This is a genomic window from Sulfitobacter sp. D7, assembly GCF_003611275.1.
Lineage (GTDB): Bacteria > Pseudomonadota > Alphaproteobacteria > Rhodobacterales > Rhodobacteraceae > Sulfitobacter > Sulfitobacter profundi.
The window spans coordinates 405701-419684 of sequence record NZ_CP020694.1; the positions used below are offsets into that span (position 1 = coordinate 405701).

The window sequence follows — 13984 nt, forward strand, 5'->3', positions numbered from 1 at the left end:
AATCCTCCCCAAGGCAAGGACAGGCCGATGGCTTCCCCGTCAGAAAATCAGACCGAAGGGCGCGCCGCGTGACCCGCGCCTTGGTCATCGGGGGCGGCCCCGCAGGGCTGATGGCGGCCGAGGCCATGGCAAAGGCGGGGCTGTCGGTCACGCTTTGTGAGACGAAGCCCTCGGTCGGGCGCAAGTTCTTGATGGCGGGCAAATCCGGGTTGAACCTGACCAAGTCCGAACCGTTCGCGCCCTTTCTCGCCGCCTATGAAGAGGCGCAGACTGCCTTGCGCCCGATGCTGGAAGCCTTCGATACCCAAGCGGTGCAGGACTGGGCCGAAGGATTGGGGCAAGAGGTCTTTACCGGCTCGACGGGGCGGGTTTTCCCTCGTGCGATGAAAGCCTCTCCGCTGCTGCGGGCTTGGCTTGCGCGGCTGGCGGAATGCGGGGTGACGATCAACACCCGCTGGCAGTGGCAGGGCTGGGACGGGGATGCCTTTGTTTTCGATACGCCCGGCGGGCGGGAAGTGGTCGAGGCCGATGTGACGGTACTGGCCCTTGGCGGTGCAAGTTGGCGGCGGCTTGGCGCGACGGGGGCATGGGCGCCCCTGCTGGCCGAGCGCGGCGTGGCCCTGCGCGATTTCGCCCCGGCCAACGTCGGGCTGCTGGTCGATTGGTCGCCGCATATGACCCGACATTTCGGCGCGGCGCTCAAGGGTGTGGCATGGCGCGCTGGCCCCTACACCTCACGTGGGGAGGCGGTGATCTCGGCCCGTGGGCTGGAGGGCGGGGGCATTTACAGCGTCTCGCGCGGGCTGCGCGAAGGGCAGGGGCTGTCGCTTGATCTGCTGCCGGACTTGCAGGTCCGCGATGTCGCGGCACGTTTGGCGAAGCCGCGCGGTAAGGACAGTCAGGCCAATCATCTGCGCAAGCGGCTGAAACTGACCCCCGCCCAGATCGCGCTGCTGCAAGAGATGGCGCGCCCGCTGCCGCAGGAGGCCGAGGCGCTGGCCGCCTTGCTGAAAGACCTGCCCATCGCCCACGCCGGGCTGCGTCCGATGGATGAGGCGATTTCGACGGCGGGGGGGATAGCGCTCGACGCGCTGGATGCGGGGCTGATGCTGCGCGAGGTGCCGGGCGTCTTTGCCGCCGGGGAAATGCTGGATTGGGAAGCGCCCACGGGCGGCTATCTGATCAACGGTTGTCTGGCGACCGGCCATTGGGCGGGCCGCCATGCTGTGGAATGGGCGCGGCGTTAACCGTTTTCCTTGGCCATCGCGGCGACGAAGGCAGGGCGTTCGCGCAGGGATTTGGCCCAGAGGTTCAGCTTATCATCCACGCGCGGGAATTTCGCGCCGATGGACCAGTTGATGCAATGCACCGCCAGCAGGTCGGGGACGGTGATCTGATCGCCCATCAGAAACGGCCCCTCCAGGCGGTCAGACAGGTTTTTGGCCGCACGTTCGAACTCGGCCTTGAGGCTGTCTTTGATCGCGGGCACGCGCGCTTCTTCGGGGAAAATGAAACTGTGTTTTGCCGCCGCCCAGAGGATCGCGTCGAACTCGTCAATCAGCCAAAAGGTCAATGCGTCCTGCCGCGCGCGTTCGGGCGTGCCTGCGGGGGCGGTCAGCGCGCCGTGCTTGTCGGCCAGATAGGTCATGATCGCGAGGGAATCGGTCAGTACCTCATCGCCGTCCACAAGGGCGGGGATCTTGCCCGAAGGGTTGTATTTGCGCGCCTCTTCCGAGCGCGGCGCGGCGGGGTTCAGCGCGTAGGGTTGGCCCAATTCTTCGAGCATCCACATGACGCGAAAAGCGCGGGATTTGGTGCCGCCGATGACAGTATACATTGAATTTCCTCTCCCAAAATCAACGTTGTGCGCCCAGCATCGCCAGACGGATAAAGGCCCGCTCGACCAAAGCCAGCGCCGGGGCGTGCTGCCCGGCAGAGCGCAGCTTGAGGTCGGTTTCGGTCAGCACCGCAAGCGCAGTTTCCAGCTTCACCGCGCCCCAGTTGCGCGCCTGCCGCATGGCGCGGTCGCGGTCACGCACGCCGTAGATCGGCGCGCCGGGGTTGGCGGCGATGCGGTAGAGGGTGCGGAAATGCCGGGTCGCCATGATCGTCAGCGTTACCGGGTTCACGCCTTGGCCTTGCAGCTTGCTCATCACCGGGCCGATTTCGGCGGCGCGGGTCTCGGCGACCACATGCAGGATGTCGTCGACCTCGGCCTCGGTCGAGGTGGGGGCGCAGGCGGCGATGTCTTCCAGCCCGATGGGGCTGCTGTCACCCAGTTTGTAGAGCGTGATCTTTTCTAGCGTTTGGCGGAAATCACCCGGATCAAGGGTGCGGGCCAGATCGCTGAGCGCGGCCATGGCGTCGGCCTCGGGGGTGAGGCCCGCATCCTTTAGCATCTGCTCAATCTCGGCCCGGTCGGGCGGGTTATCATAGATCGCGGTGGCATAGGCGTTGGGGTGGCTCTCAAAGGCTTTGAGCACCTTGGAGGTTTTTTTTAGATCGCCCGCCGTGACGATGATCTGCGCGTCGCCCGGCTGCCAGTCTTTCAGCGCGTCGAGCAGGATTTTGGCGATATTGTCATTTGCCTCTTCCACCAGCGCCGCTCGGGGGCCGGGGAAGAACCCGACGGCCTTGATCGCGTCCATCAGCATCGCCGGATCGCGGCGCAATTCGCCTGCGGGCATCCGGCCCAGGCGCATTTCCTCTTCGGCATTGGCGCCAAGCAGGTTTTTCAGAAATTCCTGCCGTTTCAGCGCAACGCGCATGGCATCGCTGCCGTAGATCAAAAGCCCCGTCCGCGCGGGATCAGGCCGCGCGAAATAGGGCTTTGCGTCGCGCGGGGTGAGCTTCATTGCGGCAAGTCAGCTGCGTAAAGACGGCTCACGACGAGGTCAGCCAGAATCACCATTAGGCGCTCTTGCGCGTCCAACTCGGCGGCACGGGTGGCGACGGTGGTGCCGGTGGCGGAATAGCCGGTAAAGCTTTCGACCTTGCCCGAGGTCACGATTTGTCCGCTGTCGAGATCGCGCAGCGCGTAAGAGGTGGTGCCAAGCAGGTTATAGCGCCGGGTGTTGCCTTCGCTGTCGATGGCCAGCCCGTCTTCGGTTGTGGTGGTGGTCAGCGCCAGCCCCCAGCGGGGGGTGGCGGCACGGCCCAAGCGGGTTTCCACCTCGCGCACCAGAAAATAGCCAAAGCGGTCTTCGGGCGCATCGACCAGCACGCGGTTTTGCAGGGCCGTGCCCGCGCCGCCGGGGCCATAGACCGGCTCGAACCCGCAGGCGGCGAGCGCCAGCAGGGGCAGAGCCAACAGGAAGCGGCGGCGCATATGGGTGGGCTTAGGCAACGACATTCACAATCCGTCCGGGCACGACGATGACCTTTTTCGGTGTGGCCCCGTCCAGCGTTCGAATGACAGCTTCATGCGCCAGCGCGATTTTTTCAACCTCTTCCTTCGGCATGTCGGCGGGCACCTGAATTTCCGCCCGGCGTTTGCCGTTGATCTGAATCGGCAGGGTCACGGTGTCATCGACCAGCATCTTCTCGTCGGCCTTGGGCCATGGGGCCTTGGTGATCAGCCCTTCGCCGCCTTGATGCGCCCAGATGTCTTCCGACAGGTGCGGGGTCATCGGCGACATCAACTGCGCCAGCGTCATGATCGCTTCACGCTGCGCGGCATAGCCTGCTTTGGATTTTTGCAGTGTCGCTGTGAAAGCATAGAGCTTGGCAATCGCCGCGTTGAAGCCAAAGGATTCGACGCCCATCGTTACGTCATGGATCGTTTTATGCATGGCACGCAGCAGATCATCATCGCCGGTGCCAGCGGCATCACGGTCCATCTCGCCGACGCGGTCGCAGATGTTCCAGACGCGGGAGAGGTGCTTGTAAGACGCCTCGGCGCCGCTGGCGGTCCATTCCACATCGCGCTCGGGGGGCGAATCGCTGAGCACGAACCAACGCGCGGTGTCGGCGCCGTAGTTCGAGATGATGTGCAGCGGGTCGACGACGTTCTTCTTGGACTTCGACATCTTGGCGGAGGGAATGATCTCAACCTCGGTGCCGTCGCTGAGTTTGCCCTCGGTCACCTCCTCGGGCAGGTGATAGACCGGGCGGCCATTATCGTCGCGGGTCTGGTAGATCTCATGCGTCACCATGCCTTGGGTAAAGAGCGCGTCGAAGGGCTCAACAGCGCTTTCGGGCAGGTGGCCGGTGATCTGCATCGCACGGGCAAAGAAGCGCGAGTAGAGCAGGTGCAGGATCGCGTGTTCGATGCCGCCGATATATTGATCGACGTTCATCCAATATTGCGCGTCTTCCATGACGGTGGGCGTGTCCGCGCGCGGCGCGGTGAAACGGGCGAAATACCACGAACTGTCGACGAAGGTGTCCATCGTGTCGGTCTCGCGCAGGGCGTCCTTGCCGCAGGCGGGGCAGGCGCAGTTGCGCCATGTCGGGTGGCGGTCAAGCGGGTTGCCGGGGGTGTCAAAAGTGACGTCGTAGGGCAGCTCGATCGGCAGGTTCTCTTTCTTTTCAGGCACCACGCCGCAGTCGTCGCAATGGGCAACCGGGATCGGGCAGCCCCAGTAGCGCTGGCGGCTCAGCCCCCAGTCGCGCAGGCGGTATTTGGTGACGCCTTGGCCGATGCCGTTTTCTTCACAAAAGGCGATGGCGGCATCAACAGCCTCTTCGCCGGTTTGCCACTGGTCGCCGGCAAAGCCACGGTTGTAGAACACCTTTTCCGACTTCTGCGGCACGAAGGCTTCGTCGAGCTTGGGCGAGGCATCTTCCGACGGCAGGAAGGTCGAGATGATCGGCAACTCGTACTTCGTTGCAAAGTCGAAATCGCGCTGGTCGTGGCCTGGGCAGCCAAAGATTGCGCCGGTGCCGTAGTCCATCAAGATGAAGTTGGCGATATAGACGGGCAGTTCATGCGCCGTGTCAAAGGGATGGCGCACGCGGATGCCGGTGTCATAGCCCAGCTTCTCGGCGGTCTCGATCGCCTCTTCGGTGGTGCCGCCCTTGCGGCATTCGGCGCAGAAGGCGGCGACGGCTTCATCGTCCCGCTCCAGCGTCTTGGCCAGCGGGTGATCGGGGGAAATGCCGACAAAAGACGCGCCCAGCAGCGTGTCGGGGCGAGTGGTGTAGACTTCGATGCGGTCGAAACCTTCAGGCGCTTCGATGGTCGAGAAGGCAAACTGCAGCCCGCGCGATTTGCCGATCCAGTTCGCCTGCATCAGCTTTACCTTCGCGGGCCAGTTGTCGAGGCTGTCGAGCGCCGAGAGCAACTCTTCGGAGTGGTCCGAAATCTTGAAGAACCACTGCGTCAACTCGCGCCGCTCTACCGGCGCGCCAGAGCGCCAGCCGCAGCCGTTTTCGACCTGCTCGTTGGCCAGCACGGTCATATCGACCGGGTCCCAGTTCACCACGGCGTTTTTGCGGTAGACCAGCCCCTCTTTGAGGAAGTCCAAAAACAGCGCCTGCTGCTGGCCGTAGTAACCGGGGTGGCAGGTGGCGATCTCGCGCGACCAGTCAATCGACAGGCCGAGCGGCTTCATCTGCTTTTTCATCTCGGCGATGTTGTCATAGGTCCAATCCGCCGGGTGGCCGCCGATGGCCATGGCGGCGTTTTCGGCGGGCATGCCAAAGGCGTCCCAGCCCATCGGGTGCAGCACGTTATGCCCGGTGGCGGTCTTGTAGCGCGCGATCACGTCGCCCATCGTGTAGTTGCGCACATGGCCCATGTGGATGCGGCCCGACGGGTAGGGGAACATCTCAAGCACATAGTATTTCGGCTTGTCAGCGTTGCGGACGGCCTGAAAGACGCCATCCTTTTCCCAGGCTTGCTGCCAGCGGGCTTCGATCTCGGCGGGGGTATAGCGGGGCATGACGGGGACCTTATGACATGAAAAACGCCGGGCTGCTGCTCTCACAAGGCCCGGCGTTGGAAACGTGTTGAGTTAAGCGGGCTCAGAATCTGCTGTCGGACACGCGCATCTCCCGCGCCCGGCTGAGGATCGCATCCTCTACCGCGCGGGTTGTCGCCCGTGCCACCGGCTGGCCGCCCGAGGATTGCAGCGCCACGTTGAGCGAGCGGGCATCCAGTGCCGGGTCGTCGATCAGCACGGTCGCGCGATAGGCACGGCCACCGCCCGGAGGGGTGCCGTAGCCCGTGACGATAACCCCGGTGAAAGGATCGACCGATTGCACCGGCAGGAAGTTCAACACTTCCAGCGAGGCCGACCAGAGGTACTTGTTCACTGAAACGCTGGAATCCGTGTTCTTGCGATTGAAGATCGACCAGATCGTATTGTCTGGATTGGTCTCAATGTTATTGGGATTGTTCGGGTTGGTGTATTGATCCGGCCGTTCCGTGGCTGGGCTGCCAAAGCCCCCACCACAGGCGGCAAGCGCGCTGAGCGCCAGAACGGAGATCGCCATCTTGCAAGCGGTACGAAGGGCCATTGCAGCTTTCCTTTGCCTGTTTGCGCTCCGGTCTATCCAAGCAGGCCCTTATCGGCAAGGTCTATGTCATAGGTGCCTGTTCGGGCGCTCTGCCCCTGCGCCAAAGGCAGTAACGGGCAGGCGGGGCAGGCCCGGGCGGCGAAACTGTGGCATAGCTGCACCAGCGTCAGCGACATTGAGGGCGGGGGGCGCGCGAACCTTGCCAAGTGCGGGGCATTGGGGGCAAACACCCTTCATACCCTTACCGGATTCCCCGGTCTGGGCATATGAATTCAAACCGAGGGAAAACTCATGAAAAAAGTTCTCTTCGCTACAACAGCCCTGGTTGCGACCGCCGGTGTAGCAGCAGCAGACGTAACATTCGGCGGCTACGGCCGTTTTGGTATCCTGTACAACGACACAGCAGCAGGCGACTCCACAGACGTCACCAGCCGTTTCCGTCTGCAGATCGACGCGACAGCTGAGTCCGACGCTGGCGTTGTTGTTGGTGCCCGTGCACGTATCCAGCAGAACAACTCCGATGAGCAGCAGTCGATCAACGCTGGTCCCGACAACATTCTCGGCACAGCTGACGACTTCGCAGAAAATGCTGGTCCCGCAGGCACAGGCATCAACGGCGTTCGTTTCTTCGCTCGTTCCGGTGGCTTTGAAGTCGGCGTTGGCAACATCTTCGGTGCTCTGGAATCCATGCCGGGTCAGTACCCGATCGACCTCGGCCTGACCGGCCTGGGCTATGACTACACCGCCTACGCCGGCAACGGCGACGCATACTCCTCCGGTGGTAACGGCGCAGCTGGCTCCAACGGCGTTGAAGTCATGTACTCCGCTGGCGATCTGTCGGTTCACGTGTCTGCTTCCGACACCAACGACCGCGTTGCTGGTTACGTTGCTTACACATGGAGCGGCTGGACCTTCGCAGTTGGTGGTCAAGACTCCGACGACGCAGGCGACACCGAGTTCACAGCAACAGCTGGCGGTTCCTTCGGCATCGCCGACGTGACACTGGCGTTTGCTGACAACGGCACCAACGGTGACCGCGTTGTTCTGGCCGGTCGTTTCGACGTTGGCGCAGCGACAGACGTAGAAGTCTATGTTGCTGACCAAGACGGCGCAGGCAACGACACCGGCTACGGTGTTGACTTCAACCACGACCTGGGCGGCGGTGTCTCCCTGCGTGGTGGTGTTGCTCACCGCTTCAACGGCGACGACCGCGCCGACATGGGTGTTCGCTTCAACTTCTAAGTTGAACGACATACTCTGAATATTGGGGCAGGCCTTTCGGTCTGCCCCTTTTCTTTTACTCAAGGCTGTTGTTTTCTGCGCGCCTGAAATGGAGGGCCGAAAATGAGTCTGAGCGACATCCAAAACCGCATCACGAAAGCCGAAGCCGATGCAGGCCGCGCGGCGGGGTCGGTCACCTTGATCGCCGTCAGCAAGGTTCAGCCCGACGCGCGTGTGCGTGCGGTCTTGGAAGAGGGACACTGCTCTTTCGGCGAGAACCGCGTGCAAGAGGCGGCGGGCAAATGGCCCGGCTTCCGCGAAGAATTCGACGGCATCGACCTGCACATCATCGGCCCCTTGCAAAGCAACAAAGTCCGTCAGGCGATGGAACTGGCAGAGGCGATCCACACGGTCGACCGGCCCAAACTGGCCAAGACCATCGCGCGTCTGGCGCAGGAAATGGGCCGCTGTCCCGATCTGTTCATTCAGGTCAACACCGGCGAAGAAGATCAGAAGGCCGGGGTGATGCCCCGTGAGGCGGATGATTTCATTGCCGAATGCCGCGCGCTGGATCTGCCCATCAAGGGGCTGATGTGCATCCCCCCGGTGGATGAGGCCCCATCGCTGCATTTCGCCCTGCTGGCCAAGATTGCCGCGCGCAACGATCTAAGCGGCCTGTCGATGGGCATGAGCGGTGACTTTGAGCAGGCCATCGCGCTTGGTGCTACCCATGTGCGCGTCGGCTCTGCCATCTTTGGCGAGCGGGTTAGCGAATAATCAGCCGCGTCGCCGGGCCGACACGGGCCGCGATCTCATGAAGATCGTCCCGCGCAAAGGCGATGCAGCCCTCGGTCGGGTAGCCGGGCCGCCGCCACTGGTGAATAAAGATCGCGGAGCCGCGCCCGGCCTCGGCCTCTGGCCAGTTCCAATCGGTCAGGATCACCAGATCATAGAGCGGATCAGCGCGGCGCAGCGCCTCATGGCTATGGCCATAGGGCGCGTGGACGCGGTGGTTGTAGTCTGGCTGACCACTGGCGTCCGACCACAGGTCACCCGGGCGGATCGGCTGCGCCCAGGCGCTCGGAGCAGGGATACGGTCAGGCCGGTAGAGAATCCCCACCAAACGGTGCACCCCGCGCGGCGTCGCCCCATCGCCTTCGCGCTTGTCACGGGTCAGACCGCCCTTGCCGATGCTGCAGGCATAGCGCCGCCCCTGAAACCGCAGCCCCGTCGGGGTCAAAACCATGTCATTAGGTGTCACAGGAAATGGCCCGATTTTGCGGCCTTGGTGGCCAGATAGGCGCTGTTATGGCGGTTTTCGCCCACGGCGAGCGGGACACGTTCGGTCACCGCAACGCCGCTTTGCTCCATCATGCCGACCTTGCGGGGGTTGTTGGTCAGCAGACGCACGGCGGAAAAACCCATCGACCGCAGGATGTCCGCGCCAAGGCGAAAGTCGCGCTCATCATCCTCAAACCCCAGTCGGTGATTGGCCTCCACGGTATCAAAGCCTTGATCCTGAAGGGAATAGGCGCGCATCTTATTGGCAAGGCCGATGCCGCGCCCCTCCTGGTTAAGATAGAGCAGGATACCGTTGCCCTCACCGCCCATTTGCGCCAGCGCCGCACGAAGCTGCGGGCCGCAGTCGCATTTCAGACTGCCCATAAGATCGCCGGTAAAGCAGGCCGAGTGTAGACGGCAGAGAACGGGTGTGTTGCGGGCAGGGCGGCCAATCTCGATGGCATAGTGTTCTTCGCCGCCGTCCTCGGGGCGGAAGATATGCAAGCGACCGGCCTCGGACACCTCCATCGGCAGGCGGGCATTGACCACTGGGTGCAGCGCGCTGCGGCGCGCAAGAACGGGGGCGGCGGCTGTAAGATCAATCATGGTCAACCCATGCAGTTGCGCGAAGTCAGCGCCCTGCGGCAGGTCCAGCATCAGCGCTGCGGGCAGCATTCGCGCGGCTTTCACCAAATCCAACGCGGCACTGTGCGCGGCAGTATCGCCACCCCGCGCGGTTTTGAGCGGGCCTTTCATCGGGGCGCGCAGATCATCCGCCGGATCAGCGATGCTTTGCACCCAAGCGGGCGTTGCACCGGGAGGCAGCAGTACGCGGGCGAGATTGCCGTCATAGGCGCGGGCCTTTAACGTCTCCGCCCGCCGCGCCGTGATCGCCAACACCGGCGCGCCGCCCAAGGCCAACACATCCGCAAGACGCTGCGCGGTGAGCGTTTCAGCCGCCAGTACGAGAGAGGCCTGTGCACCCTCGGCCAAAACCACGGGCACGCCCATGCGTAGATCGGCCCGCGCACGCGCCAGTTGTTCGGTGATGTCCGGGGCGAAACTCATGGTTTGTTGCAACTCCGCAAAGGCTTCAGCGTTTATCTAAGTTATTTCCCAAGGAATTGAAACATTTCACGCTTTGTTGACACGAGGCTGTGAGACAGAGGTCACATCCCTTGTCGGACCCCATGTCGAAGCGCATGTATAAGACAACAGACGGAGAGATAGATGGCCCAGCTTAAGAAAATCCTGCTCGTTGACGATGACGATGACCTGCGCGAAGCGCTGAGCGAACAGCTTATCATGACCGAGGATTTCGATGTGTTCGAGGCCGCCAACGGCACCGAGGCGATGACCAAGGCGAAAGAGGCGCTCTATGATCTTATCATCCTCGACGTGGGCCTGCCCGATACCGATGGCCGTGAGCTTTGCCGTCTGATGCGCAAACAGGGGGTGAAAAGCCCAATCCTGATGCTGACCGGCCATGACACCGATGCCGATACCATCCTCGGCCTTGATGCGGGGGCGAATGACTATGTCACCAAACCGTTCAAATTCCCCGTCCTTCTGGCCCGTATCCGTGCGCAACTCCGCCAGCACGAGCAGTCCGAAGATGCGGTGTTCCAGCTTGGACCCTATACGTTCAAACCCGCGATGAAGGTTCTGACCACGGAGGACGACCGCAAGGTGCGTCTGACCGAGAAAGAGACCAATATCCTCAAGTTCCTCTACCGCTCCAACGATGGTGTGGTGCCGCGCGATGTGTTGCTGCATGAGGTCTGGGGTTACAACGCGGGCGTCACGACCCACACGCTTGAAACCCATATTTACCGCCTGCGGCAGAAGATCGAGCCTGACCCTTCGAATGCCCGCTTGCTGGTGACTGAATCCGGTGGTTATCGCCTGATGGCATAAAAACCGGGAACCATTTCCAACCTCGTTTGGTTGGAAACCCTGAGAGGCGGGGTTTTCATGACCCGCCACTCGGTTTGAAGCCCGACTTTTGTACCCGGGTAAAGGTACATACCTCCCTGTTGGACTGGCCGGGCCATAGTGCCCGGCCTTTTTTTGTCCGGGGCGGGGTTGAGATCGTCACTCCGGCCCGGAGACACGCCGCAGGCGCCGGGCCATCGCCTGCCCGCCCGTCACGTCAAAGGCGTGCCGTATCATTCTGAGCGCACCTCCGGTGCGACCGGATAGGCGATTTAGAGAGGCTGGGCGCGACCTTCAGAACCCACATCAAGGCCGCACCATAAAGTGGCAACAAGCGGCCTTGGGTCGCCGACTCGCGGGCAGGCGATGGCCCTTACCGCAAGGAACCCCATTTCCGCATGGCACCGCCGCGCCACCCGCGTTATTGTGCCGACCTACCCCCAGACCGGAGCCTGCCCCCATGTCCTTTTCTCTCGCCACTTGGAACATCAACTCTGTCCGTCTGCGCGAGCCTTTGGTGTTGAAGCTGCTGGCCGAACACGGGCCGGATGTGCTCTGCCTTCAAGAATGCAAAAGCCCGGTCGACAAGATCCCGGTCGAGGCGTTCAAGGTGGCGGGATACACGCATATGGTTGCGCGTGGGCAGAAGGGCTACAACGGTGTGGCGATCCTGTCGAAGCTGCCCTTGGTGGATGCGGGCGATCAGGATTTCGCCATGTTGGGCCACGCCCGCCATGTGGCGGCCAAGCTGGAAAACGGCACCACGATCCACAATTTCTACGTCCCCGCAGGCGGCGACAAACCCAACCGCGAGATCAATGAGAAGTTTGGCCAGAAACTCGATTACCTCTCGGAAATGCGCGACTGGTTCCACGGCGACAAACCCGAGAAGTCGATCCTTGTGGGCGACCTGAACATCGCCCCGCGTGAGGATGATGTCTGGGACCATAAAAAGCTGTTGAAGATCGTCAGCCACACGCCTGTCGAGGTCGAAGCGCTTGGCGCGGTGCAGGATGCGGGCAATTGGGTCGATATCACCCGCCAAGATGTGCCCGCGGGCAATCTCTATAGCTGGTGGTCCTACCGCGCTGCCGATTGGGATGCCGCCGACAAGGGTCGCAGGCTCGATCATATCTGGGCCACATCGGATATCGCGCAGGCCGGGCACTCCAGCCATATCGTCCGCGATGCGCGCGGTTGGGAGAAACCCAGCGACCACGCGCCGGTTTTTGCCAGTTTTGACCTTTGAATCGCGTCCCCGCACGTCCATATAAGGCCAAACGCGATTAGCGAGGATAACAGCATGACCGACCTGAACCTTTCCACCGCCGCCCCTGCGGATGCCGACCTGATCAAGGACACGACCGAGGCGACCTTCATGGCTGACGTGGTCGATGCCTCGCAAACGGTGCCGGTCATCGTTGATTTCTGGGCGCCGTGGTGCGGCCCCTGCAAGACGCTTGGCCCGATGTTGGAGGACGCCGTGCGCGCGGCCAAGGGCGCGGTGAAGATGGTGAAGGTCAATGTCGATGAGGCCCAGAACATCGCGGGCCAATTGCAGATCCAATCGATCCCCACGGTCTATGCCTTTTTCAAAGGCCAGCCGGTCGACGGTTTCCAAGGCGCGCTGCCGCAGTCCGAGATCAAGGCTTTCGTCGACCGCGTGGTAAAGGCGGGGGGCGGCGAAGCCCCCGGTGATACGCTGGCCGATGCCGTCGCCGCAGCCGAAGAGATGCTGGCCGAGGGGGCCGCCACGGATGCGGCGCAGACCTTTGCCGCAATTCTGGAAGAAGACCCGATGAACGCGCCCGCCTATGGCGGCATGGTCCGGTCCCATATCGCCATGGGCGCTTTGGATCAGGCCGAAGCCCTGCTCAACGGTGCGCCGATTGAGATCTCCAAGGCCCCCGAACTTGAAGCCGCCCATGCCCAATTGCAACTGGCGCATCAGGCCGCCGATGCCGGCCCCGTGGCCGAGTTGACCGAGAAGGTAGAGGCGAACCCCGACGATCATCAGGCGCGGTTCGATCTGGCCCAAGCGCTTTACGCCCATGACGATGCCGAGGCCGCTGTCGATCATCTGCTGGAGCTTTTCCGCCGCGACAAAGAGTGGAACGAGGGCGCCGCCAAGACGCAGCTTTTCACCATTTTTGAGGCGCTTAAACCCAATGATCCGGTGGTGCTGAATGGCCGTCGCAAACTGTCGTCAATGATATTTGCCTGAGGAGACGGGCGCACTAAGTCCTTTGTCATGATCAAGCCCGCAGAATTGCCCAAGACTATTGCGATCTTTCCGTTGGCAGGGGCACTGCTGCTGCCCCGCTCGCGCCTGCCGCTGCATATCTTCGAACCGCGCTACCTTCAAATGATCGAAGACGCGCTCAAGACCGATACGCGGCTGATCGGCATGGTCCAGCCCAACGAAATACCCGGCCGCGACGGCAACGGGCTGCACCAGATCGGCTGCGCGGGCCGCATCACCCAGTTTTCCGAGACCGAGGATGGCCGCTATATGGTGACCCTTGGCGGCGTCTCGCGCTTTCGCGTGGTGGAAGAGATCGAAGGCTTTTCCCCCTATCGCCGCTGCGATGTGAACTGGGCGGGCTTTGACCGTGACTTGGGCGAGGATGAGGTCGACGACAGTTTCGACCGGGTGCGGTTTCTTGATCTCTTGGGGCGGTATTTCGACACCCGCGGCCTCTCGGCTGATTGGGACACGTTGAAAGATGCCGAGGATGAGCTGCTGATAAACTCCCTGTCGATGATGTTGGAGTTTGAAGCCGAGGACAAACAGGCGTTGCTAGAGGCGCCTTCGCTGGAAACCCGGCGCGAGACATTGGTGACATTGATCGAATTCGCGATGCGCGGCGGTCAGGAAGAGGGCTTGATGCAATGACGGATGCCACCGTTCAATTCGACCGCCGGATGCTGGAGGCATTGATCTGCCCGCGCACCCAGACCACGCTGACCTATGACGCGGAAAAGCAAGAGCTGGTGTCGAAAGCTGCCGGGCTGGCCTATCCGATCCGCAATGGCATTCCGGTGATGCTGCCGGACGAAGCGCGGACGCTGTAACTGGACCCCG

Annotated in this window: 15 protein-coding genes; 8 read left to right on the forward strand and 7 right to left on the reverse strand. The window is 62.4% G+C overall.

Annotation, left to right across the window (positions count from 1 at the left end; translation table 11 throughout):
* Window positions 1-68: 68 nt before the first annotated feature.
* Window positions 69-1247, forward strand: coding sequence for a TIGR03862 family flavoprotein (locus B5M07_RS01960; protein ID WP_120350003.1), 1179 nt, complete (start codon window positions 69-71; stop codon window positions 1245-1247).
* Here B5M07_RS01960 and B5M07_RS01965 read toward each other — a convergent pair.
* The 5 genes from B5M07_RS01965 to B5M07_RS01985 all read right to left on the reverse strand — a co-directional run bounded on the left by B5M07_RS01965 (window position 1244) and on the right by B5M07_RS01985 (window position 6462).
* Window positions 1244-1837, reverse strand: coding sequence for a glutathione S-transferase family protein (locus tag B5M07_RS01965; RefSeq protein WP_067624420.1), 594 nt, complete (start codon window positions 1835-1837; stop codon window positions 1244-1246). The two genes, B5M07_RS01960 and B5M07_RS01965, sit on opposite strands and share 4 nt — an antisense overlap.
* Window positions 1838-1856: 19 nt before the next feature.
* Window positions 1857-2855 carry a DNA polymerase III subunit delta gene (gene holA / locus B5M07_RS01970; protein WP_120350004.1) on the reverse strand — a complete coding sequence of 333 codons (999 nt, stop codon included), beginning with the start codon at window positions 2853-2855 and terminating at the stop codon, window positions 1857-1859.
* Window positions 2852-3352, reverse strand: a complete 501-nt coding sequence (gene lptE, locus B5M07_RS01975; protein ID WP_120350005.1) for an LPS assembly lipoprotein LptE — start codon at window positions 3350-3352, stop codon at window positions 2852-2854. Before lptE ends, holA begins: the two co-directional genes overlap by 4 nt.
* Window positions 3339-5885 carry a leucine--tRNA ligase gene (gene leuS / locus B5M07_RS01980; protein ID WP_120350006.1) on the reverse strand — a complete coding sequence of 849 codons (2547 nt, stop codon included), beginning with the start codon at window positions 5883-5885 and terminating at the stop codon, window positions 3339-3341. Before leuS ends, lptE begins: the two co-directional genes overlap by 14 nt.
* An 82-nt stretch (window positions 5886-5967) precedes the next feature.
* Complete coding sequence (locus tag B5M07_RS01985) at window positions 5968-6462, reverse strand: DUF3576 domain-containing protein (RefSeq protein WP_120350007.1); 495 nt, start codon at window positions 6460-6462, stop codon at window positions 5968-5970.
* A gap of 291 nt (window positions 6463-6753) precedes the next feature.
* On the opposite strand from B5M07_RS01985, the gene B5M07_RS01990 reads away from it, so the two are divergent.
* Window positions 6754-7704: a porin gene (locus B5M07_RS01990; protein ID WP_120350008.1), complete on the forward strand. Its 951-nt coding sequence runs from the start codon at window positions 6754-6756 to the stop codon at window positions 7702-7704.
* A 102-nt stretch (window positions 7705-7806) separates the two neighbouring features.
* A complete protein-coding gene (locus B5M07_RS01995) occupies window positions 7807-8460 on the forward strand; it encodes a YggS family pyridoxal phosphate-dependent enzyme (protein ID WP_120350009.1) in 654 nt (217 codons plus the stop codon).
* Here B5M07_RS01995 and B5M07_RS02000 read toward each other — a convergent pair.
* Window positions 8450-8944 carry a L,D-transpeptidase family protein gene (locus B5M07_RS02000; protein ID WP_120350010.1) on the reverse strand — a complete coding sequence of 165 codons (495 nt, stop codon included), beginning with the start codon at window positions 8942-8944 and terminating at the stop codon, window positions 8450-8452. The two genes, B5M07_RS01995 and B5M07_RS02000, sit on opposite strands and share 11 nt — an antisense overlap.
* Complete coding sequence (gene ribA, locus B5M07_RS02005; RefSeq protein ID WP_120350011.1) at window positions 8941-10032, reverse strand: GTP cyclohydrolase II; 1092 nt, start codon at window positions 10030-10032, stop codon at window positions 8941-8943. The genes B5M07_RS02000 and ribA overlap by 4 nt, the downstream gene beginning before the upstream one ends.
* A gap of 162 nt (window positions 10033-10194) precedes the next feature.
* On the opposite strand from ribA, the gene B5M07_RS02010 reads away from it, so the two are divergent.
* From B5M07_RS02010 to B5M07_RS02030, 5 genes are all read left to right on the forward strand, one after another.
* Window positions 10195-10881 (forward strand): response regulator transcription factor, encoded by a 687-nt coding sequence (locus B5M07_RS02010; RefSeq protein WP_067261731.1) that lies wholly within the window; start codon window positions 10195-10197, stop codon window positions 10879-10881.
* 478 nt (window positions 10882-11359) lie between these two features.
* Entirely contained in the window at window positions 11360-12148 is a 789-nt protein-coding gene (locus B5M07_RS02015) for an exodeoxyribonuclease III (protein ID WP_120350012.1), read from the forward strand.
* A gap of 54 nt (window positions 12149-12202) precedes the next feature.
* Window positions 12203-13123 carry a thioredoxin gene (gene trxA / locus B5M07_RS02020; protein WP_120350013.1) on the forward strand — a complete coding sequence of 307 codons (921 nt, stop codon included), beginning with the start codon at window positions 12203-12205 and terminating at the stop codon, window positions 13121-13123.
* 27 nt (window positions 13124-13150) lie between these two features.
* The gene (locus B5M07_RS02025) at window positions 13151-13795 is read left to right on the forward strand and encodes an LON peptidase substrate-binding domain-containing protein (RefSeq protein ID WP_120350014.1); all 645 of its coding nucleotides are present in this window, start codon (window positions 13151-13153) and stop codon (window positions 13793-13795) included.
* Window positions 13792-13974 (forward strand): Trm112 family protein, encoded by a 183-nt coding sequence (locus B5M07_RS02030; RefSeq protein WP_067624385.1) that lies wholly within the window; start codon window positions 13792-13794, stop codon window positions 13972-13974. The genes B5M07_RS02025 and B5M07_RS02030 overlap by 4 nt, the downstream gene beginning before the upstream one ends.
* The last annotated feature ends 10 nt before the right edge of the window (window positions 13975-13984 follow it).

Bases quoted from the DNA above. Each gene is read 5' to 3' on its own strand.
- B5M07_RS02015 (WP_120350012.1), top strand. From the start codon at position 11,360: ATGTCCTTTTCTCTCGCCACTTGGAACATCAACTCTGTCCGTCTGCGC.
- ribA (WP_120350011.1), bottom strand. From the start codon at position 10,032: ATGAGTTTCGCCCCGGACATCACCGAACAACTGGCGCGTGCGCGGGCC.
- B5M07_RS01985 (WP_120350007.1), bottom strand. From the start codon at position 6,462: ATGGCCCTTCGTACCGCTTGCAAGATGGCGATCTCCGTTCTGGCGCTC.
- B5M07_RS01995 (WP_120350009.1), top strand. From the start codon at position 7,807: ATGAGTCTGAGCGACATCCAAAACCGCATCACGAAAGCCGAAGCCGAT.
- B5M07_RS02010 (WP_067261731.1), top strand. From the start codon at position 10,195: ATGGCCCAGCTTAAGAAAATCCTGCTCGTTGACGATGACGATGACCTG.
- lptE (WP_120350005.1), bottom strand. From the start codon at position 3,352: ATGTCGTTGCCTAAGCCCACCCATATGCGCCGCCGCTTCCTGTTGGCT.
- B5M07_RS02025 (WP_120350014.1), top strand. From the start codon at position 13,151: ATGATCAAGCCCGCAGAATTGCCCAAGACTATTGCGATCTTTCCGTTG.
- trxA (WP_120350013.1), top strand. From the start codon at position 12,203: ATGACCGACCTGAACCTTTCCACCGCCGCCCCTGCGGATGCCGACCTG.
- B5M07_RS02030 (WP_067624385.1), top strand. From the start codon at position 13,792: ATGACGGATGCCACCGTTCAATTCGACCGCCGGATGCTGGAGGCATTG.
- holA (WP_120350004.1), bottom strand. From the start codon at position 2,855: ATGAAGCTCACCCCGCGCGACGCAAAGCCCTATTTCGCGCGGCCTGAT.
- leuS (WP_120350006.1), bottom strand. From the start codon at position 5,885: ATGCCCCGCTATACCCCCGCCGAGATCGAAGCCCGCTGGCAGCAAGCC.
- B5M07_RS01990 (WP_120350008.1), top strand. From the start codon at position 6,754: ATGAAAAAAGTTCTCTTCGCTACAACAGCCCTGGTTGCGACCGCCGGT.
- B5M07_RS01965 (WP_067624420.1), bottom strand. From the start codon at position 1,837: ATGTATACTGTCATCGGCGGCACCAAATCCCGCGCTTTTCGCGTCATG.